The following is a 21,222-nucleotide window of genomic DNA, read 5'->3' as shown; positions in this document are numbered from 1 at the left end:
CTAGGGCGGGCAAATGGTTAAGGTATCTTTAGAAAAGGACAAAATTAAATTTCTGCTGCTGGAAGGTGTTCACCAAAGTGCAGTAGATAGCCTAAAAGCGGCAGGGTACAGCAATATTGAATATCACAAAGGGGCATTAGAACCTGAAGAATTGAAAGCAGCGATCCGTGATGCCCGATTTGTCGGCATTCGTTCCCGCACCCAATTGACCGAAGAGATTTTCGCCGCAGCGGAAAAGCTGGTTGCTGTTGGGTGTTTTTGTATTGGTACTAACCAGGTTGACCTGAAAGCCGCGGCAAAACGTGGTATTCCGGTATTTAATGCGCCTTTTTCCAATACGCGTTCGGTCGCTGAAATGGTATTGGGTGAGTTGCTGTTGCTGTTACGTCGTATTCCTGAAGCGAATGCCAAAGCCCATAATGGGATATGGGATAAGCAGGCAAAAGGCTGCTACGAAGCGCGCGGGAAAAAATTAGGCATTATTGGTTACGGGCATATTGGTACACAGCTTGGCATTTTGGCTGAAAATATTGGCCTGAATGTCTATTTCTATGATATTGAAAATAAATTGCCCTTAGGTAATGCACAGCAAGTTCATCATTTGTCTGAATTGCTGAATATGAGTGATGTCGTGAGCCTGCATGTTCCTGAAACCGCCTCAACCAAAAATATGATTGGTGCAGCAGAACTGGAATTGATGAAACCAGGTTCAATTTTGATCAATGCATCACGCGGCACAGTGGTCGATATTGATGCACTCAGCAACGCGTTGGAAACAGGGCATCTTTCTGGTGCGGCGATTGATGTTTTTCCTCATGAACCCGCAACAAATAATGATCCTTTTATCTCCCCATTAAGCCAGTTTGATAACGTATTGTTGACACCACATATTGGGGGATCGACACAAGAAGCCCAGCAAAATATCGGTTATGAAGTTTCTGGGAAACTGGTCAAATATTCTGACAATGGTTCTACCTTATCAGCGGTTAATTTTCCTGAAGTCTCGCTCCCTGTTCATGCCAAGGATACTAACCGATTACTGCATATCCATGAAAACCGCCCCGGTATCTTGACCAGTATTAACCAAGTATTCACTGAACAAGAAATCAATATTGATGCCCAATATCTGCGGACTGACAGTGGTATTGGTTATGTGGTGATTGATATTACGACGCAGAATTCAGCTCAGGCTGAATTGGTTTTGCAGAAACTGAGAGCCTTACCGGGCACGATCCGTTCTCGCTTGCTTTACTAAGGCTATAATGGCTGGTTAAAAGAAAGGCAAGACGCATTAAAAATAAGGGGTTATTGAAAGCACAATAGCCCCTGTTACTCACTGAATAGCGTCTTCATTTATATCCATTGCCATACTTTGTCTGGTGTAATGATCTCTGGCAGAGGAATATCCCAACTCTCGCTAGGTAGATTCTCAACTAACTGAAAATTGTGGGCTAATCCAATCGGATAAAAATTCTGTTGTTGCCATTTCGCGAGGGTTCTGTCGTAGAAACCACCGCCCATCCCTAAGCGTTGCCCTGTGCAATCGAAAGCGACCAGAGGAATAAACATGACATCAAGTTCAGCGATGGGTAAAACCTGCCGGACATCCAACTGAGGCTCTTCGATATTAAAGCGGTTATGAATAAGAGGCGTATCAGCGCAATAACGGAGAAACAGCAGGTGATTCCGGTTGAAAGGATGCAATATTGGCAAATAGACCTGTTTGTTTTGCTGCCAAAGTTGTTGAATCAGCGGACGTGTATCTAATTCCCCGTCAAAGGAGAGATAGAGGGCAATTTTATCAGCTTGCTGGATCTTAGGGTGAATCATAGCCTGTTTAATGGCTTGCTGGGCAAATTGCGATTGTTGTTCAGGGGATAGATTTTGACGTAGCTGCCGAATTTTTTTTCTAATGGATTGACGCAGAGTAAGAGAAGAATCTGATTGCATGATACCTGCCTGTTAATTAACGCAGAAAAGGATACAAAACAGATAAAAAGCGGGGGTTCTCCAAGATGCCGTTACAGGTGGTAACCCTTGAACCCTTGGTTCAAGGTGAACGCAGCGTCGTTGCTATTAGGCTTCTTGGCTAGCCAAGCATGCTCACAAGAAACGTAGCACCACATTCTATAGAGATGAAATATCGGCTCAGGGGACTTCCCTGCTCACGAACACCTCAGAGAAATTTTTGCTGCTTAAATCACCTAAATAGGCTTTAAGCAACGCTATGAAGCCTATTGTATGGAACTAAACGAAGAAAGCAACTGCTTATATTAATCTATAGTGACTACTGCCTGATTTATCAATAAGATTCAGCTGATGGATGGAGTATCAGGTAACTTTACCTTGCTCTAACAGTGCCTTTTCAATGGATTGCTGGAGCATTTTTATTTTTTGTTCCATATTGTAAGCATAATCACGGGTTTTCATCTTCTCCTGTGCCAACTCGTGACAGACATTCAGTGCCACAATAAAAACCAGTTGCTCAGTGTTAGTGACTCTGGTGCGTTCTTTAAGGTTATGCAAACGCTCTTCAAGTTCCTCAGCAGCAGCTTGCAACGCTTCAACCTGCTCTGTTGGACAATTGACACGTAATGACCGCCCAAAAATCTGAATATCTACTGGTTGTGCAGACATGACACCTTCCTGATTTATTATTGTGCCGATACCTTGATGTTGATATACGCATCTTGAAGTTAGATTGGTATATATATCCCTTATCTCTCAAATTGCGGCTTTGTTGCCAGAGCTGTAATTTGAAATCGATGGGGTATAAAGTAAATTATGGTATAAAACAAGGCCGACACCAATCATTACCGTACAATACCAAAAGCCCCTCTTTTCCCCTTCCTCTTCAAGTTGCTGCTTTTGGGCAATGTTCACTTATCCCAGTCAATTAGTTATAGATATAAAGTACCTATGTTTTGGGGATTTGTGCCCTTGCTATCACGCGGCATCTCGAAATCGGTTGGGGATATATCGGTGTGTGCTGTCTGGTATAGCGACTCCCCTTGATGGTAGCATAGCATGAACTTATATCGCCAACGATGATCAATATACATGTCTATACAAAACTCATTACCTAATTATCAATCATTTGATGAAATTTTGCATCAACAGTCCATCGCCCTGACAGCAGCAGAAATGCATGGCTTAATCAGTGGGTTACTATGTGGTGGAAATCATGGCGGTAATCACGATAGTAGCTGGCAGACACTGGTGCATGATCTTGCGAATGATGGCCTGGCATTTTCTCAGGTTTTGGCTTTGCCGCTTAGGGAATTGTACGAAACGACGTTTGAATTGCTGGATGACAGTAGTTTCTCGTTCAATCTGTTGCTGCCTGATGAAGAGGCGGGGGTTTTTGAATGTGCAGAAGCATTGGCGGGATGGGTTAACCACTTTCTGCTCGGCTTGGGTGTAGCCAATCCCAAATTAACAGAAAAGCCAGAAATTCAGGAAGTTATCACCGATTTACGTAACATTGGCATGTTGGGCTATGATGAAGACGAAGATCAGGAAGAACTCTCTCAAGCCCTTGAAGAAGTTCTAGAATATGTACGTGTTGCGGTTCAACTCTGTTATATCGCGTTTGCGACACCTAAAACCGCGGACAGTGCAAAAAATGAAAAACCAACATTGCACTGATTGGCGGTATTCACCCTATAAATTTCAAGCTTTGAAAGATGAGGGGTATCCCAACTAATAATATGGAATTTTGCAGGAGAGGGTATGACTAAACAAGAATATTTATCCCGTCGACAGGCATTATTGTCAAAAATGGCACCGGCCAGTGCGGCCATTATATTTTCGGCGTTGCCTGCGACACGTAATTCAGATAGTGAATATCCCTACCGTCAGCACAGTGATTTTCTGTATCTGACCGGTTTCAGTGAACCGGAAGCGGTTCTAATACTGATTAAAAGCGATGAAACCCACAATCACAGTGTGTTGTTTAATCGTGTTCGCGATTTGACTGCGGAAATTTGGTTTGGTCGTCGTCTTGGACAAGAAGCTGCATTGGAAAAATTGGGGGTGGATCGCGCCTTACCATTTGATGATCTCGATGAACAACTCTATTTATTATTGAATGGCTTGGAAGTGGTCTATCACGCCCAGGGCGAATTTGAGTACGCCGATAACATCGTCTTTAGTGCGTTGGATAAATTGCGTAAAAACAGCCGCCGTAACTTCAAGGCACCAATGATCATGGCAGATTGGCGCCCGTGGCTGCATGAAATGCGTCTGTTTAAGTCAGACGTTGAATTAGAAATCATGCGCAAAGCGGGGGAAATCAGTGCTCAGGCGCATATCAGGGCGATGCAGGCTTGCCATCCTGGTATGTTTGAATACCAGCTGGAAGCCGAAATTCACCACGAATTCACCCGTCAGGGGGCGCGTTATCCTGCTTATAACACGATAGTTGGCGCGGGAGATAACGCTTGTATTCTGCATTACACTGAAAATGAACGTCGCATGAAAGATGGCGATTTAGTGTTAATCGATGCGGGGTGTGAGTATGAGGGATATGCCGGCGACATTACACGGACATTTCCGGTAAATGGCAAATTTACGCGCCCTCAACGTGAAATCTACGACATTGTTTTGGAAGCCATTAACCTTTCCCTGGAATTGTACAGACCTGGTGTCACTATCAGCGAGGTCACGGGGCAGGTTGTACGTGTCATGGTGAAAGGATTGGTAAGATTAGGCATTATGCATGGTGAAGTCGAACAATTGATCGAAACCAATGCTTACCGTCAATTTTTCATGCATGGTTTGAGTCATTGGTTGGGGCTGGATGTGCACGATGTCGGCGATTACGGTGTTGATCGCGATCGTATTTTGCAACCTGGCATGGTGCTGACTGTAGAGCCGGGGCTTTACATTGCACCCGATGCGGATGTCCCGCCGGAATACCGTGGTATCGGTATTCGTATTGAAGATGACATTGTGATAACGGAAACAGGAAATGAAAACCTGACTGAATCTGTCGTGAAAGATCCCGATGAGATAGAAGCTCTGATGGCACAGTAAGGTTAAAGTAATCAGGAAGTGATAATGAACGTGATTATTGTGGGCGGAGGCATGACGGGAGCGACATTGGCTCTGACTATTGCCTCGCTGAGTCGGGGGCAATTACAAGTCTCCTTGATTGAAGCAGCAGAACCAACCAGGGAGCATCCTGGTTTTGATGCAAGGGCTATAGCCTTGGCTTATGGTACATGTCAGCGCTTGCAACAGGTCGGTATTTGGCCTGCACTGCAACATTGTGTTACCCCAATAACTCACGTTCATGTTAGCGACCGTGGTAATAGCGGTTTCACCAACATTCGCGCCAGCGACTATGATATCTCGGCATTAGGCAATGTGATTGAATTGCATGATGCTGGAATTCATCTTTTTGAGTTATTAAAACAATCTCCAAATATTAAACTTTACTGTCCGGCTAAAGTGAATTCCATTGAGCGTTTGGAAAATTCTGTAGTGGTTTCGCTGAATAATGGCGAAAAGCTGACAGGAGAATTACTGGTCGCTGCGGATGGTAGTCACTCGGCAATAGCCCAGGCGTGTAATATACCGTTCAAACGGCGATCTTATGAGCAGACAGCCATTATTGCTAATGTCCTGACTTCTGAACATCCTCGAGGAAGGGCATTCGAGCGTTTTACCCAATATGGCCCATTGGCGTTGTTACCTATGTCGGAAGGGCGTAGTTCACTGGTATGGTGTCACCCACTGGAAAAACAGTCAGACGTCAATAACTGGAGCCAGCATGAATTTCTCCAACAGCTGCAAAAAGCATTTGGCTGGCGTTTGGGGAAAATGCTGGAAACCGGTCAACGACATAGTTATCCCTTAGCATTATCGACAGCCAGCAGGCAAATTAGCCACCGTCTGGCGCTGGTAGGTAATGCATCCCAAACTTTGCATCCGATCGCTGGACAGGGCTTTAACTTAGGGATGCGTGATGTGATGGCTTTGGCACAAGTCATTTCAATAGCGGCCACTTCTGGACAGGATATTGGCTCCTATCAGGTACTGGCACAGTATCAGCAACAGCGTCAGGCAGATCGTGAAACGACCATTGGACTCACGGATGGGCTGGTCAGGTTATTCGCTAATGACTACTTACCGTTAAAAATAGGGCGTAATCTTGGCTTGAAGACCATGGAAAGATTATCCCCAATGCGGGATCTTTTTGCCCGCCAAACATTAGGTTGGGTTGCACAGTCACCATTGGCAGATTAAGAGGAAAGAAAAAATGCAATCATTTGATGTGGTGATCGCAGGGGGCGGAATGGTTGGCCTTGCGCTGGCTTGTGGTTTACAAGGTAGTGGCTTGCGCATCGCGATGGTAGAAGAGCACCCACCGACAAAGCCATTTGGTATCAATGATGAATATGCGTTACGTGTTTCAGCCATCAATGCAGCCAGTGAACGATTACTCACCCACCTTGGTGTCTGGCAAGATATTCTTGCAATGCGAGCCAGTTCATATCAGGGAATGGACGTTTGGGATCGGGACAGTTTCGGGCGTATTGAGTTTAATGCGGCGGAAAATGGCTTGACTCATCTGGGGCATATCATCGAAAACCATGTGATCCGGCAAGCGCTCTGGCAACGTGCGGAAAATTTGCCAGATGTCATGATCTTCACCCCATCTTCCCTTAAGAACGTTGCCTGGGGAGAAAACGAAGCCTTTATCACATTATCCGATGGAAGAATGCTGACTTCACGCCTGGTCATTGGTGCAGACGGTGCCCACTCTTGGTTGCGTCAACATGCGGATATTCCGCTGACTTTCTGGGATTATGAACACCATGCCTTGGTCGCGACAATTCGGACTGAGCAGCCTCATGAAGGTGTTGCACGCCAAGTTTTCCACGGTGATGGAATACTGGCTTTCCTGCCACTGCCAGATCCTCACTTATGTTCGATTGTGTGGTCACAGCCGGCTGAATCTGCGCAACAGCGCAAATCTATGGAACCGACACTGTTTAATCGGCAATTAAGCGCGACATTTGATATGCGTCTTGGTCAATGTGAACTGGTCAGTGATCGACAAACTATCCCATTAACGGGGCGTTATGCCCGCAATTTTGCTGCTCACCGATTGGCGCTATTAGGCGACGCGGCACACACTATCCACCCACTGGCTGGTCAGGGTGTTAATCTTGGATTTATGGATGTGGCAGAACTGATAGGTGAATTGAGCCGCTTAAACCAGCAAGGAAAAGACATCGGTCAATATCTCTATTTGGGACGTTATGAACGTCGCCGTAAACACAGTGCTGCGGTCATGCTTGCAGGTATGCAGGGTTTTCGTCAGCTATTTGATGGCAATAACCCCGCTAAAAAATTATTGCGTGGAATTGGATTAACACTGGCTGATCACTTACCGGGAATGAAGCCGCAATTGCTTCGTCATGCCATGGGTCTTAATGACCTTCCTGATTGGCTGATCGCCCAAACCGCTTCGGTTGAAAAAATCTAATTCAGCCTATGAATTAGAATTAGTTTTTCTCATATCAGGCTAAAGTGTGTTAAGTCGATTTACTTCACACTTTAGCCTTTTTTCAACCTAAAAAGATTGTTTTTTGGCTATTTGTTAAAAATTTTGAGTATTTTTGTGCAATAAATCAGACAAAAATTCTGCATGGCAATCCGTGCCATTTCGGATTGCTGCGGCAATGCAGCTAATTTATTTTATGGTTCATTTCCTATTTCAGTGATAACTTCTGATCCCAAGGTATCGTTTGCGTGATTAACCGCTTCTTTGCTTCATGATCCAACACCTGCCGGTTAATGCGCCGTATGTTTTTTCAGGTCACGAATGTTTTCATGTCAAGAATGTAAAGAGGGAAATAATGTCAAAACACACCCCACTATATGATCAACATCTGGCATGCGGAGCACGCATGGTAGATTTTCATGGCTGGATGATGCCCCTGCACTATGGTTCACAAATTGACGAACATCATACAGTGCGTGCTGATGCTGGTATGTTCGACGTTTCCCATATGACAATTGTGGATCTACACGGTCCAGATTGCCGTGATTTTCTCCGCTATCTTCTGGCCAATGACATTGCCAAACTCACCGAACAGGGCAAGGCATTATATACCGCAATGCTAAATGCATCTGGCGGCGTCATTGATGATCTCATTGTCTATTTTTTCACTGATAATGCTTATCGCATGGTTGTGAATTCGGCGACCCGCGAGAAAGACCTGGCATGGATTTACCAACATGCTGAGAAATATGACGTTGAAGTTACCGTACGTGATGATTTGGCTCTGATTGCTGTCCAGGGGCCAAACGCGCAAGCCAAAGTGCAATCATTGTTAAGTGATGCGCAGAAGCAAGCGGTAACGGGTATGAAACCTTTCTTTGGCGTCCAATCGGGAAATCTATTTATTGCAACGACGGGTTATACCGGTGAAGCAGGTTATGAAATTGCACTGCCTAAAGAACAAGCGGCAGATTTTTGGCAACAGTTGTTAGCAGTAGGCGTGAAACCGACTGGATTGGGAGCGCGTGACACATTGCGTCTTGAAGCGGGCATGAACCTTTATGGTCAAGAAATGGATGAAACTGTTTCACCTCTGGCCGCCAACATGGGATGGACAATTGCTTGGAAACCGGAAGATCGCCACTTCATTGGTCGTGAAGCATTGGAAAGACAACGCGAAACGGGTACTGATCAGTTGGTTGGACTGGTCATGCGTGAAAAGGGAGTATTACGTGGTGGCTTAACGGTCAACTTCACTGATGATTCCGGTGAAATGCGTTCAGGCGTGATTACCAGTGGAACATTCTCCCCAACCTTAGGATTTAGTATAGCCCTTGCACGTGTACCGCAAGGTATTGGTGAACAGGCGGTTGTCCAGATCCGTAATCGAGAAATGCCCGTACAGGTTGTTAAACCGGGTTTTGTGCGGATGGGAAAACCACTTGTAGAGTGATAAAAACAAGGAGAAGGCAACGATGAGTCATGTACCAGTAGAATTGAAATATACAGAATCACATGAGTGGGTTCGCTCGGAAGGCAATGGTGAATATACCGTAGGTATTACCGAACATGCCCAGAAGTTATTGGGCGATATGGTATTTGTTGATTTGCCGGAAATAGGCACAGAAGTAAATAGTGGCGATGATTGTGCTGTTGTAGAGTCAGTCAAAGCGGCTTCTGATATCTACGCACCGGTGAGTGGTAAGATTATTGCGGTTAACCCTGATCTGGAAAATTCTCCCGAGTTGGTGAACAGTGAACCCTATAACGAAGGTTGGTTGTTCCGCGTTAAAATAGCTGATGAGAGTGAACTCGCTAATTTGCTTGATGCCGAAAGTTATCGGTCACTCTTGGAAGAAGACGAGTAATTATTTTGAATCGCCCCATATCACATTGTGAATGGGGCGTTTTTTTGTGCTGTTTTTTTATAGCCAATAGATTTCAAGTGATAGACAACAAGACGGTAACTTGAAAGATAAAAGGCATAGCTAGTTTCAGGAAATTATCATCAATGACTCAGACATTAATCCAACTTGAACACCAAGGTGAATTCATTCGTCGCCACATTGGTTCTTCAGCTGAACAGCAAACAGAGATGCTGGCGATAATAGGTGCAAATTCTCTTGATGATCTGACCGATAAAATCGTTCCCCGTGATATCGCATTATCAGAGCCTCCTGCGCTTGGTGAGGGAGTGACTGAACAACAGGCATTGGCTGAATTGAAAGCGATAGCAAATCAGAATCAGCGCTATCAATCGTATATTGGTATGGGTTACTCACCCGCCATTCTTCCTCCCGTGATTTTGCGTAATTTGCTGGAAAATCCGGGCTGGTATACCGCATATACCCCTTATCAACCGGAAGTTTCTCAAGGCCGCTTAGAAGCCTTGTTGAACTTTCAGCAAGTCACCATTGACCTGACAGGCTTAGATCTTGCTTCAGCTTCACTACTGGATGAAGCAACAGCTGCCGCAGAAGCGATGGCAATGGCAAAGCGGATCAGCAAGCTGAAAAGCGCTGAACGTTTCTTTGTGGCAGATGATATTCACCCACAAACGTTGGATGTAGTGCGTACCCGTGCTGAAACATTTGGATTTGAAGTCATTGTTGATAAAGCAGAAAAAGCACTGGAACTGGAAGGGATCTTTGGTGTCCTGCTGCAACAAACGGGAACGACGGGTGAAGTCCATGATTACAGTGACCTGATTGCAAAACTGAAAGAGCGTAAAATCATTGTCAGCGTTGCCGCGGATTTCATGGCATTGGTCATATTGACCGCGCCGGGTAAACAAGGTGCTGATATTGTATTTGGTTCTGCACAGCGTTTTGGTGTACCGATGGGATATGGCGGCCCTCATGCCGCCTTCTTTGCGTGCAGAGATGAATTCAAACGTTCTATGCCGGGCCGTATTATCGGTGTTTCCCGTGATGCTGCGGGTAACAGAGCATTGCGTATGGCGATGCAAACCCGCGAACAGCATATTCGCCGTGAAAAAGCGAATTCCAATATTTGTACCTCGCAAGTTTTACTGGCCAATATTGCGGGAATGTACGCTGTTTATCACGGTTCTGAAGGTTTGAAGCGCATTGCCAACCGTATTTACCGATTGACAGATATTCTGGCTGTTGGTTTGCAAAAGGCGGGTATCACACTACGTCATAAGACATGGTTTGATACATTAGCGATTGAGGTGTCAGATAAGGCTCAGGTACTGGCAAGAGCGGCTAAGGCACAGATTAACTTACGTACTGATATTCTTGGTGCTGTCGGTGTATCCTTGAGTGAAAAAACCAGCCGTGATGATCTATTAACCCTGTATCAAGTGATAACAGGTTCTGATTCAGTCCTGGATATTGATGCTCTTGATCGTGAAGTTGCGACAGGCAGCCAATCTATTCCAGCCGCCATGTTGCGTAATGACGACATTTTAACACATGATAATTTCCGTCGTTACCACAGTGAAACCGACATGATGCGTTATATGCACAGTCTGGAGCGTAAAGATCTGGCGCTGAATCAAGCCATGATCCCGTTGGGTTCATGCACCATGAAGCTGAATGCAGCAGCGGAGATCATGCCGATTACCTGGCCTGAATTTACCGATATGCATCCTTTCTGCCCGCCAGAACAAGCCCAGGGTTATCACCAGATGATCAGCCAGCTTTCCCATTGGCTGGTATTGCTGACCGGATATGACGCATTCTGTATGCAGCCTAATTCTGGCGCACAAGGAGAATATGCGGGCCTGCTGGCAATTCGTCGCTATTACGCCAGCCGTGGAGAACAACATCGCCATATTTGCTTAATTCCAAGCTCTGCGCATGGTACAAACCCGGCATCTGCTCATATGGCGGGTATGACGGTGATTGTTGTGAACTGTGATAAAGAAGGCAACATCGATCTGGCTGATTTGCGTGAAAAAGCAGAAAAACACAGTGACAATCTTGCTTGTATCATGGTGACTTACCCATCAACTCACGGTGTTTATGAAGAAACCATCCGTGAGATTTGCGAAATTATTCACCAAAACGGTGGTCAGGTTTACCTTGATGGCGCGAACATGAACGCACAAGTGGGTATTACTACACCGGGCTTTATTGGCGCAGATGTTTCGCATCTGAACTTGCATAAAACCTTCTGTATCCCACACGGCGGCGGTGGTCCAGGCATGGGGCCAATTGGCGTGAAAAAACATCTTGCGCCATTTGTGCCGGGCCATTCCGTAGTGGAAATGGATGAAGTTACGACATTAGGTGCGGTATCCGCAGCACCGTTTGGTAGTGCCTCTATCCTGCCGATTAGCTGGATGTATATTCGCATGATGGGAGCACAAGGGCTGAAACAAGCCAGCCAGGTTGCGATCTTGAATGCCAACTACATTGCAAGCCGCCTGAAAGGGGCTTATGAGATCCTCTATACCGGACGTAATGGCTATGTTGCTCACGAATGTATTCTGGACATTCGTCCACTGAAAGAAGAATTCGGCATCAGCGAGATGGATATCGCCAAGCGTTTGATTGACTATGGTTTCCATGCACCAACCATGTCATTCCCGGTTGCGGGAACTCTGATGGTTGAACCAACGGAATCAGAGAGTAAAGTTGAAATTGATCGCTTTATTGATGCAATGCTGGCAATTCGGCAAGAGATCAGCAAAGTGGCAAGTGGAGAATGGCCTTTGGAAGACAATCCATTGGTTAATGCGCCACACGTTCAGGCTGAACTGGTTTCTGATTGGGATCATGCATATAGCCGTGAAGTTGCCGTTTTCCCAACGGCGGAAACGAAAGCCAATAAATATTGGCCGACAGTTAAACGTCTTGATGATGTTTACGGTGATCGTAATTTACATTGCTCTTGTGCGCCAATTGAAGATTATCGTTAGTTATAAATAAATTAACGAGACTCAACGAAAGCAGTGTCAGAAATATTTCTGACACTGCTTTTTTATATATAAATCTAAATGCCTTTATTTCCAGTGCTATCATTGGATATTACTTTTTGTTGGAGGGAGTATCAAGATTAATTACTTATATCTTCAAGTTGAAAAAATTAAATCTACGCGACTATGATATTTCTATTCTTAAATAAAGTTGAGGTTAGTTATTCACAATATAAATTTAAAATTAGCATCGAGATGATTTGAACATTCTTCGATGCTGTTTTTATGGAATGAAAAATATAATTTACTATATTAATATTTTTTCTGGCTATTATTTCGAATCAGTAGCTCCTTTCGGTGGGCCAAGCCTATCCAATTCAGCTAAAATAGCCGTAATCTGAGTCTCCCAATCTGCTGGTTTGGGATTTTTATGTGAAAAAAATATTGATGAAGGTCGTTCAAAATTTACTGAACTGACGGAGTTTTTCCCTTGTATCAGATATTTTGCAACAAAAGCCAATAAATACTTTTTGCTGATTATGTCATCTATCAGGTTAGGAATACGGGGTTCAAAAGCATAAATCATTAGTTTATTATTTTTGTCAAATCCATAAACTCTTAAATACAGAACATCATAGAGATTAACAACATCGACTTGTGAGTAACGTGCAACATACATTTTTCCCCTATGCCAGGTATAAAACAGTTGCTTTTCCCGATCAATTACAAGAGGAGATAGTTTACGAATTAAAGACCATACCCATAAATGAATTAAAATCATTGTAATAGAAAAGAGGAAAAAACCACCATCTAGTAATAAGTTTTTTCGCACTCTGGATTTTTCATAAAAACCATTGTCCATATAACGAATATGAAAATATTGAGAAAAAGAAATATTCTTTGCATCAGCAATATATTTATATTTTTCAACATAATCAGGACGGTTAGGATTTAAATAAAATTTATCTCCATAATCTCTCTTAGCATAATTAACGGCTCTTAAGTAAAATCCCTCATTGACTTTCCATGTATTAATGAAATCATCAATAAAAAAACAAAATCCCAATAAAAAACCGGCTAAAGAAGCAAGTAAAATCTTTTCGCGATAATTACTGCTTCCATATCGGATTTCACATTTTTTATCATCAATTAAATCAATAAAACCCTCTGTTTTTATTTGCTCTTTATCTAGTATGCCGATGTCTTCATCTAGGAATGGATCGCAAACAGCCGACAATCGTGATAATCTAATTATGTTATCCTTTTTCATAAAAAATAATCTCATATAACAATCTAATAAAGTAACAATTTACAATATAATATTTGAAAATTAAGAAATAGCATCGAGATGATTATAATATTATTCGATGCCATTTTTTATGGAATAAAAATATAATTTACTATATTAATATTTTTTCAGATATTATTTCGGATCAGTAGCTCCTTTCGGTGGCCCAAGCCTATCCAATTCAGCTAAAATAGCCGTAATCTGAGTCTCCCAATCTGCTGGTTTGGGATTTTTACGTAAGGGAAATATTAATGGTCGACGCTCAAAGTCTACTGAGCTAACAGATTTTTTTCCTTGTATCAGATATTTTGCAACAAAAGCCAATAAATATTTCTTACTGATTATATCATCCGGTAAATAGGGAATTTCAGGTTCAAAAGAATAAATAACCAACTTGTTATTCTCGTCTAATCCATATACCCTTAGATAAAGAACATCATAGAGATGGACAACATCGACTTGTGAATAACGCGCAACATACATTTTCCCCTTTCGCCAGGTATAAAAAAGTTGTTTTTTCCTATCAATAATAAGAGGGGGTATTTTATGTATTGAAAATAATAATCCTAGATGAGTTAAAATAATTGTAACAAAAAACAGAAAAAAACCACTATCTAGTAATAAATCCTTTCGAATAGTCGATTTACTATAAAAACCACTATCTGTATAACGTATCCTCAAATATTGAGGAAAAGAAATACTCTTTGCATCGGCAATATATTCATATTTTTTAACATAATCTGGAATGTCAGGTTTTAAATAAAATTTCTCACCATAATCTCTTTTAGCATAACTCACACCTCTTAAATAAAAACCTTCATTAACTTTCCATTCAGTAATATAATTATCAACAAAAAAACAAAAAAACAAAAAAACAAAAAAACAAAAAAACAAAAAACCAAAAAACCAATAAAAAACTAGCTAAAGAAGAAAGAAAAACTTTTTCACGAAAACTACCTCTACCATATCGGATTTCACATTTTTTATCATCAATTAAATCAATAAAACCCTCTGTTTTTATTTGCCCTTTATCTAGTATGCCGATGTCTTCATCCAAAATAGGATCACACACTGTTGATAGTCTGCTAATTCTGGCATCATGATTTACTTTAGTTTCAGTTTTTTTAGTTAACCATTTTTTTATTAAATTTATCATTTAACGAACCTTCTCATCAAAATATCCATAAATTGCATTCTCAACTGTTGGCTCTTCTCCCCACTGATAACGCAAGGGTGAAATATCATTTTCTTTAGGCATGTAGTACCAAAAAATTGTGAAATATTGAGCATATATTTCTTCTATTTCTAATGTCAGAGTAAGCATTCCATTTTCATCAATAGGATTTTCATTTTTATAAATTATCTCAGAGAGGGTTTTTTCCATTAACTTATCAAATCTCTGCTTAGCGTTGGCATAATAACGCTCATTTAAATAAATGGTGTGATCATTTCTGGAAGTAACAGCAGATGATGGTAATACATGATAAACCAACTCTGATCTTTCCCATTGAAAATTTGGTAACATAAAATGATAAACCATCTTTCCTTTTTTATTACTTCCTTTTTTTAATATTGGTCTAGTAAAAAAATTCAAAAATTCTTGATGTTCTACTTTAAATGCATTAATTACTTTATCACTCATTTGGTAAGTTTCTTTAAACTGATCGGCTATATCATTAGGTCTTTTTAAGCCCATTTCCAAAAATGAATATTTATTCCCATTTCCCCAAAAGCAATTCATTAATAAATATTCCAATTGACTCTTGCCAAAGAAAAATAAATAGACAATGCTTGCTAGCATACCTAGAATTCCAGCCCATATCATACCGGTAAAAAATGCTCCTGCTCCGGCTGCTCCAGCACCTGTCCCCAAAAATGATGGCCCCAAAAATCCAGCAGTTATCATTAACGTGCCAGTACCAATAGCAACATGTGCATATGCTTCCTTATGACTACCTAAAGCGCTAGCATAATAAGCATCGTAGTAAGAAAGCGCCCCACTTAAAACTCCAGTTACCCCGACCGCACCCTTTGCCAGCAGTTTTATATGAGAACTATTTAACATAAGCCTGCGTGATGCAGCGCCTAATAGTGCTTCTGCCGCTGGATGATTGATTTTTCTCGCTAGTGCTTCTGCTTTTGCAAATCCCTTACCAATAAATTCAGAAAAACTTCGTGCCGCAATTGCCATACCCAGTATTGTATTTAGGTAGGTAAAAGCTAAGTACACAATTTTTCGATTCGCTTTCCATGGATCATTTCTATCAAAACCAGATTGTGTCAATAAGGTATAGAATGTATGACTTTTCATGATCAGATCAAATCCACTTAGACTGCTATCCAGTACAATACCAAGAGGTTTGTCATAATGTTGCAGAAACTTAATATTGAATTTGGGGCGGTTAACCTTAATGGTCGGTATTTTTAGTTTCAAATTTCCAGTGTAATTTTTAATCCGATTTGACCAATTAAATACTGCTTTTCCTCCTTTCTTTTGAAAATTGATTTTGGTCTTTTTTCCCCATCTTTTCGATTTCCCGATGAGTCCTTGTTGTTGATATTTTTCCAAATCATTAATCAATTTTACCACTTCTTTTTCTGTCAATAAGACAAAACCTTTATATTCCTCTACCCCCAAAGCATTAAGAATTTTATTGGTAAAAGTTTGATTTACCTTTTCAATACTTTTTTCATACAAACTGACAGATCCTTGGGCTATTTTTTCTGCGCTCCACGCAAGAAACATTCCTAGAACTTCACCTGTTGCACAGAGTATTTTATCTATGCCTTTTGTGACATAGCTTGCCATCAATAGCTTATTAGCACCATCATGTCCTAGCGTATTGACGATCCCATTGTTAATAACAGACCAAGAACTACTCTCATCTAATGCAAGCTTGCCGCCAATAATATGTTCTAATACCGATGTTCCCTCGGCTGTTTTCTGTAATGGCTGCATTAATTCTGCAATAAGATCGCAATATATCTCAAATTCCTGACCATCTTCTTCTGTCAGATCACTTTTTTTATCATTCAACGAAAAGAAGTATTTGAGATAATGTGACAAGCTACCTAATTTACCCGCAATATTCGGACTTTCAAAAAATTCTTTGTATATTTCAAGAATTTCTTTCTGTCTTTTTTTTACATCTATAATAGGATCGGTAAGTTTAGGCCACCAGGTTTTCCAATTTTCCTGATGTATATGTTCTTTAAAACATTTTTTAATGTTTTCATCCTTTGATGCAGCAATTATCTCAACAAATTGCCCTATTGTCAGAGGATAAATATTTGTCGCAGAATAACTTAACTCCCAAAGGTTAAGTAATTCATATGCCATTAAAATATCACGCTGATATCCTACCGGATCATGCAATACCACAATGCTCGCTTTATCTTTGTAATAAGGGCATAGTAAGCTGTCTATGTAACGCATTTCCATATCGGCATCCATGAAAAAACTGCCTTCCGTCGAGATATCCCCTAAATCAACAGAATGTAAAAGCGGATCAGATAATTGATTTTTGTATGCCTGAAATTGTTTTTCAGGAACTTTGAAATCCTCCACTAAGCCATCGAAATGTTCTTGTTTGGCTTCCATGACATAATCTGAACCCTCATGATCTAACTCCACAAATTGCATTGCATTTCTGCGAAAAGATTCATCCTTATCTATCTTGTCTAGGATTCGTTCAGAAAAAGGAACCTCACTATAAACAATACTCACCTTGGTTACATCTTTATCAAGCGCTAGAAAAGGATAACCTAAGCCCGCTGTGCCGCTAGCAGGGTGGATTTCTTCCCATGATGAGCTTCCGGCTTTTTGCTCATATTTGGTGTATTTTGTGACCATCCCTCGTTTGCCCTTTAATGTGACAATTTCAGGGCTGAATTTGAAAATTAGTAACTTGCCTTCGTGTTGGGAGCCTCTGGTTTCAATCGGTCCTTCTTCTTTGACATAGATCCAACCCGCTCTTGGCAAGCGAATGCTATAACCCCCTAAGACGCTCGCATTTAATGAATTGTCATCAGGATCAAGAAACGTACTGATGGGGGGTGGTAATTGCGCATTTATCTGTTTGTCACCAAAAAAGTTCATATATGCATATCTGACAGGATAAACAGGCCGGATATTGACATCACAGGGCCTGACAACGGTATCCATATCCAACTCATGGGGTATATATTCCCTCGCCATATCGACAAGTTCTTCAAATGTTTTTTCCACTTTTTTCGCGACAGTCTCAAGCGCATCATTTGCGTTCGTTAATATCGATTTTCCCATTTATTTTATTTCCTTGTGTCAACTTAATGTCCGGTTTTTAAAACAATATCCATAACAAATTAGTGCACGCAGCTCTTGCACCTGGGTTTTCGCACAGGCATGTTGCCATGCCCGTTGCCAGAGCTCTTCGTTATCCCGCGCCAGACTTCGGCCCGCTACCAAATGCAAAATGGAACGCTGATGGGAAAAACCCGCCAGACAGGCAAAATTGATCTGTTGCACTACAAAGGCCGGCAGCTGTTTTTTTTGTTCTGGTGACAGCTCAGGTTGAGTTTCTGCAATATATTTCACTATCTGAGCCACCGCCCGCTCTTGGGTTTGCCCAGCCAATAGGTTCACCAGATAAGGGTTAATTGCCACGGGGGCCGTTTTCTCCTGATCCAAGGTATTCTCAGCTAAAGAAAGGGCGTAGTATTGCGCCGTCTGGCTATCGAAATAACCGATCCGCGTTATCGGGTGCATAAAGTGCATCAGTTGTTCATCCGGTAGGCTTTTTAGTAACGGGAGCAAGCCTTGCGGCGCATAGAAGCGGTAAAACACCCATGATTGCTGTTGTTCATTTCTCAGATAGGTGAATTTGCGCAGGTGATTGCGGATCATAGGAAAAGGCTGGTCACTGTCGATAAATATACCCAGTTCTGGCGTACTCGGTTGTGTGATCTTTTGCTGAAAGGCAGAGTACACCGTTGTGTCATCGGTTAATTCCACCAGATAAGGGGCGCTGTCTTCGAGAGTGATTTGAGTTTCCCCCTGAAACAGGCTTTCCCATCGTAGGTTAGATACCATCAGGTCAGGTACGATAAAACTACCCATGATCCGACGGTAAATTGTGGCATCCATCACCATATAGCGGTATTGCCCGCTCTCCCTGGCAGGCAGGGTTTGGGTGACAGTGAACTGCAATACGCCACGCTCGGCAGGCAAGAGGGCGCTGATATTGTGTTCACCCAGCGAAATCACCTGTGCATTCCGCTCCATCCCTAGCCGGAACTGTCGCAATAGCGGCAATTCGACATAAGTGCTGGCAGCAAGGTATTCAGTCAACGGCTGAATACTTTGGTATTGCCCCGATGAATGTCCTGCCTGTAGGATATATTCCGCCAGCGCCGACAGCGCTTGCGGCTTGCTCGTTGCATGGACAATCGCCTGGGCAGAGAAGTGTTCGCCTTGTTGCGTGGCATAGGAATAATCCACCACCCAATGTTCGGCGTAATCGGGTATCCAGGACATTATTCTGATGACTCCTGCTGCTTACGGGCTTTTTCCCGGCAGTCCTCAGCCATTGCCAACCCTTCATTAGCTGATCCGCTGAGTGATGGCACCGTGCCTGGGCTGCCCCCTGTGACTGAAACATCCCCTTTCAGGGTGATCTTGCCGGTGATCGTCACCCCTGAACCATCCAGTTTGATCGATCCCGCCTTGCCTTTGATCAACACGGATTCGCTGGCCTGTAGGGTATGGACTTTTGTCAGACTCTGGATGTTGTTGACCACATTCAGGGTATAGTTGTTGTTGACTCTGGTGGTCTTATCCCGCCCCACTTCTTGCCGGTGATCGGCAAAAATATTTTCCTGCCAGTTGTTGTTGATGCAGGTTTTGCGATCATTGGTGATGGTTTCAAACTGATTAGCATCAATCTGGATATGCTGTTCATGCATGATCCGGATAAATTCATCATTGCCGATTTCATGTTTGCGGTTGTTCAGGACATGGTGGCTTTCATCGTGACCGACACGCTGGGTTTTATCGTGGTTTATCTGGATAAGCTGGTCTTTCTGAGCATGGATGTAGATCTCTTCACTGCCTTTCGCATCTTCAAAGCGCAGTTCGTTAAACCCTTCTCCTTTATGGGTATGCGTTTTAAATGTGGTGCGTGTTTTTTCTGCGGGCAGATCCAGTGGTGGGCGGTTGCGGCCATTGTAGGTACAACCCGTGACTATCGGGCGATCAATATCGCCATTCAGATAGGAAATAATCACTTCCTGACCGATGCGTGGAATGGCCATAAAACCATAGCCATCACCATTCCAACCTTGCGCGACTCGCACCCAACAGGACGCGCGATCATCCGCTTCATCGTAACGGTTCCAATGGAAATGAACTTTGATAGCACCATGTTTATCAACGTAGATTTCCTCACCTACCGGCCCCACGACAGTTGCTACTTCATCCCCATCTGCCAGCGGCTTATATCGGAATGGCGGGCGCCAATCCTGCCTGCCCGGAATAAAGGTGACGTGATTGGTTAATGTTGTCCCTTCTCCCGCATCCCCAGAAGCTTGTGGCTGATGTCCATGATGCGTGACAGTAACAACCTGCCAGCGATCATTCATCGACGTAATCGGGTGGGATTGCAGCACGAAGATCCTGCCGGGCCTTAATTTGATACAGTTGGTCTTCGCTTTACCGACTTTGCTCTGGTTCTGCAACTGCTCCAAACGCAATTGGGTGAAAGGGCGACCTTCTGCATCCTTCTGAAAACGGCCATAACTTTCAAAGATAGAGTGGTTCCCGCCATTATCCAACGCAGCCAGATGTTGCAGGGGATAGGAAGGTCGAAGAAAATTATTATCTTTGTGAATTGTTTCATCTGGGCACAGATATTCACCGTAATTCCACTGCCACGCTGTTGAATCACGGTTATCCGTGTTTGCCTGTACGTTGTAGGTCAATGTCAATGCCGCCAACATGCCGAGATGAGAATTGCTGTAAAACAGTTTGTCCTCTTCGAACCAGAACATAATGCCTTCTTCCGCAGCCAGTCGGCACCAGAATTCATAAGCGGATTCGCGTTTCTGGGTGATATATTCCCGTATCGAATGTTGCTGGTGATCTTTGTAAAACTTGTTATCCGCCTTGATACGATGCTCTTTCAGCAATTGTCCAAGGATATCTGGCACAGATTGATGGTGGAAAATCCGGCTATCCTGATTTAGCGTCATCAACCACATTTCCGGGCGGATAATGAAAGTGTAATAGGTTTGTCGCCCATCGGTATTTCCTTGCTCAGCGCCAGCCACAACACCATTGATAGTTCGCTCCGTGACACCATCACGAGTAATCGTCAGAGAAGCGCTGGGCGCCCAATTGTTCATTGAGTGCCACGTTGCTAAAAGCGCTGACGACGGTCATAGAAAGGTGAAACAGTTGTGATAGCTCTTCTTGTAAGCTGAAATCCACGACCTGAAATGTTGTCTGCGGCAGTGCACCTATCTGGCAAGTGAAAACTAATCCATCCATTGCAGAAA

15 protein-coding genes, 1 other RNA gene and 1 pseudogene are annotated in these 21,222 nt (G+C 42.9%); 8 read left to right on the top strand and 9 right to left on the bottom strand.

Going from position 1 to position 21,222, the window contains the following annotated elements; all coding sequences use genetic code 11:
* The first annotated feature begins 13 nt into the window (after positions 1-13).
* A complete protein-coding gene (gene serA, locus WDV75_RS15855) occupies positions 14-1,255 on the top strand; it encodes a phosphoglycerate dehydrogenase (RefSeq protein ID WP_273570840.1) in 1,242 nt (413 codons plus the stop codon).
* A gap of 98 nt (positions 1,256-1,353) precedes the next feature.
* Here the strand turns inward: serA and WDV75_RS15850 are convergent, their stop codons facing one another.
* From WDV75_RS15850 to zapA, 3 genes are all read right to left on the bottom strand, one after another.
* Complete coding sequence (locus tag WDV75_RS15850) at positions 1,354-1,950, bottom strand: 5-formyltetrahydrofolate cyclo-ligase (RefSeq protein ID WP_273570842.1); 597 nt, start codon at positions 1,948-1,950, stop codon at positions 1,354-1,356.
* A 53-nt stretch (positions 1,951-2,003) separates the two neighbouring features.
* Positions 2,004-2,186: non-coding RNA, 6S RNA (gene ssrS, locus WDV75_RS15845), on the bottom strand.
* A 145-nt stretch (positions 2,187-2,331) separates the two neighbouring features.
* Positions 2,332-2,637 carry a cell division protein ZapA gene (gene zapA, locus WDV75_RS15840; RefSeq protein WP_189760613.1) on the bottom strand — a complete coding sequence of 102 codons (306 nt, stop codon included), beginning with the start codon at positions 2,635-2,637 and terminating at the stop codon, positions 2,332-2,334.
* 423 nt (positions 2,638-3,060) lie between these two features.
* Here zapA and WDV75_RS15835 point away from each other — a divergent pair, with 423 nt between their 5' ends.
* The 7 genes from WDV75_RS15835 (at position 3,061) to gcvP (ending at position 12,404) form a co-directional block, all read left to right on the top strand.
* Positions 3,061-3,648, top strand: coding sequence for a YecA family protein (locus WDV75_RS15835; protein ID WP_273570845.1), 588 nt, complete (start codon positions 3,061-3,063; stop codon positions 3,646-3,648).
* A gap of 84 nt (positions 3,649-3,732) precedes the next feature.
* Positions 3,733-5,037, top strand: a complete 1,305-nt coding sequence (pepP, locus tag WDV75_RS15830) for a Xaa-Pro aminopeptidase (RefSeq protein WP_273570847.1) — start codon at positions 3,733-3,735, stop codon at positions 5,035-5,037.
* Between the two features lie 24 nt (positions 5,038-5,061).
* A complete protein-coding gene (gene ubiH / locus WDV75_RS15825; protein ID WP_273570848.1) occupies positions 5,062-6,252 on the top strand; it encodes a 2-octaprenyl-6-methoxyphenyl hydroxylase in 1,191 nt (396 codons plus the stop codon).
* A 13-nt stretch (positions 6,253-6,265) separates the two neighbouring features.
* On the top strand, positions 6,266-7,498 hold the full coding sequence (gene ubiI, locus WDV75_RS15820; RefSeq protein WP_273570850.1) for an FAD-dependent 2-octaprenylphenol hydroxylase: 1,233 nt from the start codon (positions 6,266-6,268) through the stop codon (positions 7,496-7,498).
* Between the two features lie 373 nt (positions 7,499-7,871).
* Positions 7,872-8,969: a glycine cleavage system aminomethyltransferase GcvT gene (gene gcvT, locus WDV75_RS15815; RefSeq protein WP_189760608.1), complete on the top strand. Its 1,098-nt coding sequence runs from the start codon at positions 7,872-7,874 to the stop codon at positions 8,967-8,969.
* A 22-nt stretch (positions 8,970-8,991) separates the two neighbouring features.
* Positions 8,992-9,384, top strand: a complete 393-nt coding sequence (gene gcvH, locus WDV75_RS15810; RefSeq protein ID WP_273570853.1) for a glycine cleavage system protein GcvH — start codon at positions 8,992-8,994, stop codon at positions 9,382-9,384.
* A gap of 143 nt (positions 9,385-9,527) precedes the next feature.
* A complete protein-coding gene (gcvP, locus tag WDV75_RS15805; protein ID WP_273570854.1) occupies positions 9,528-12,404 on the top strand; it encodes an aminomethyl-transferring glycine dehydrogenase in 2,877 nt (958 codons plus the stop codon).
* A gap of 328 nt (positions 12,405-12,732) precedes the next feature.
* Here gcvP and WDV75_RS15800 read toward each other — a convergent pair whose 3' ends face one another.
* From WDV75_RS15800 to tssI, 6 genes and pseudogenes are all read right to left on the bottom strand, one after another.
* A complete protein-coding gene (locus tag WDV75_RS15800) occupies positions 12,733-13,671 on the bottom strand; it encodes a hypothetical protein (RefSeq protein ID WP_273570856.1) in 939 nt (312 codons plus the stop codon).
* 153 nt (positions 13,672-13,824) lie between these two features.
* Positions 13,825-14,487, bottom strand: coding sequence for a hypothetical protein (locus WDV75_RS15795; RefSeq protein ID WP_338860110.1), 663 nt, complete (start codon positions 14,485-14,487; stop codon positions 13,825-13,827).
* A 49-nt stretch (positions 14,488-14,536) separates the two neighbouring features.
* On the bottom strand, positions 14,537-14,845 hold the full coding sequence (locus WDV75_RS15790; protein ID WP_338860108.1) for a hypothetical protein: 309 nt from the start codon (positions 14,843-14,845) through the stop codon (positions 14,537-14,539).
* Positions 14,846-17,974: a toxin VasX gene (locus WDV75_RS15785; RefSeq protein WP_273570434.1), complete on the bottom strand. Its 3,129-nt coding sequence runs from the start codon at positions 17,972-17,974 to the stop codon at positions 14,846-14,848.
* Positions 17,975-17,992: 18 nt separating this feature from the next.
* The gene (locus WDV75_RS15780; RefSeq protein WP_273570435.1) at positions 17,993-19,204 is read right to left on the bottom strand and encodes a DUF4123 domain-containing protein; all 1,212 of its coding nucleotides are present in this window, start codon (positions 19,202-19,204) and stop codon (positions 17,993-17,995) included.
* A pseudogene (gene tssI / locus WDV75_RS15775) lies at positions 19,204-21,214 on the bottom strand (type VI secretion system tip protein TssI/VgrG). Before tssI ends, WDV75_RS15780 begins: the two are co-directional and overlap by 1 nt.
* Positions 21,215-21,222: the final 8 nt, after the last annotated feature.

The sequence above is a fragment of the Xenorhabdus griffiniae genome (assembly GCF_037265215.1).
Classification (GTDB): domain Bacteria; phylum Pseudomonadota; class Gammaproteobacteria; order Enterobacterales; family Enterobacteriaceae; genus Xenorhabdus; species Xenorhabdus griffiniae.
This window is presented reverse-complemented; position numbering and strand designations above follow the sequence as displayed.

Coding starts and splice junctions, on each gene's coding strand:
- ubiI (WP_273570850.1), top strand. CDS start 6,266: ATGCAATCATTTGATGTGGTGATCGCAGGGGGCGGAATGGTTGGCCTT.
- ubiH (WP_273570848.1), top strand. CDS start 5,062: ATGAACGTGATTATTGTGGGCGGAGGCATGACGGGAGCGACATTGGCT.
- gcvT (WP_189760608.1), top strand. CDS start 7,872: ATGTCAAAACACACCCCACTATATGATCAACATCTGGCATGCGGAGCA.
- gcvP (WP_273570854.1), top strand. CDS start 9,528: ATGACTCAGACATTAATCCAACTTGAACACCAAGGTGAATTCATTCGT.
- WDV75_RS15785 (WP_273570434.1), bottom strand. CDS start 17,974: ATGGGAAAATCGATATTAACGAACGCAAATGATGCGCTTGAGACTGTC.
- zapA (WP_189760613.1), bottom strand. CDS start 2,637: ATGTCTGCACAACCAGTAGATATTCAGATTTTTGGGCGGTCATTACGT.
- pepP (WP_273570847.1), top strand. CDS start 3,733: ATGACTAAACAAGAATATTTATCCCGTCGACAGGCATTATTGTCAAAA.
- gcvH (WP_273570853.1), top strand. CDS start 8,992: ATGAGTCATGTACCAGTAGAATTGAAATATACAGAATCACATGAGTGG.
- WDV75_RS15800 (WP_273570856.1), bottom strand. CDS start 13,671: ATGAAAAAGGATAACATAATTAGATTATCACGATTGTCGGCTGTTTGC.
- WDV75_RS15790 (WP_338860108.1), bottom strand. CDS start 14,845: ATGATAAATTTAATAAAAAAATGGTTAACTAAAAAAACTGAAACTAAA.
- WDV75_RS15780 (WP_273570435.1), bottom strand. CDS start 19,204: ATGTCCTGGATACCCGATTACGCCGAACATTGGGTGGTGGATTATTCC.
- WDV75_RS15850 (WP_273570842.1), bottom strand. CDS start 1,950: ATGCAATCAGATTCTTCTCTTACTCTGCGTCAATCCATTAGAAAAAAA.
- WDV75_RS15835 (WP_273570845.1), top strand. CDS start 3,061: ATGTCTATACAAAACTCATTACCTAATTATCAATCATTTGATGAAATT.
- serA (WP_273570840.1), top strand. CDS start 14: ATGGTTAAGGTATCTTTAGAAAAGGACAAAATTAAATTTCTGCTGCTG.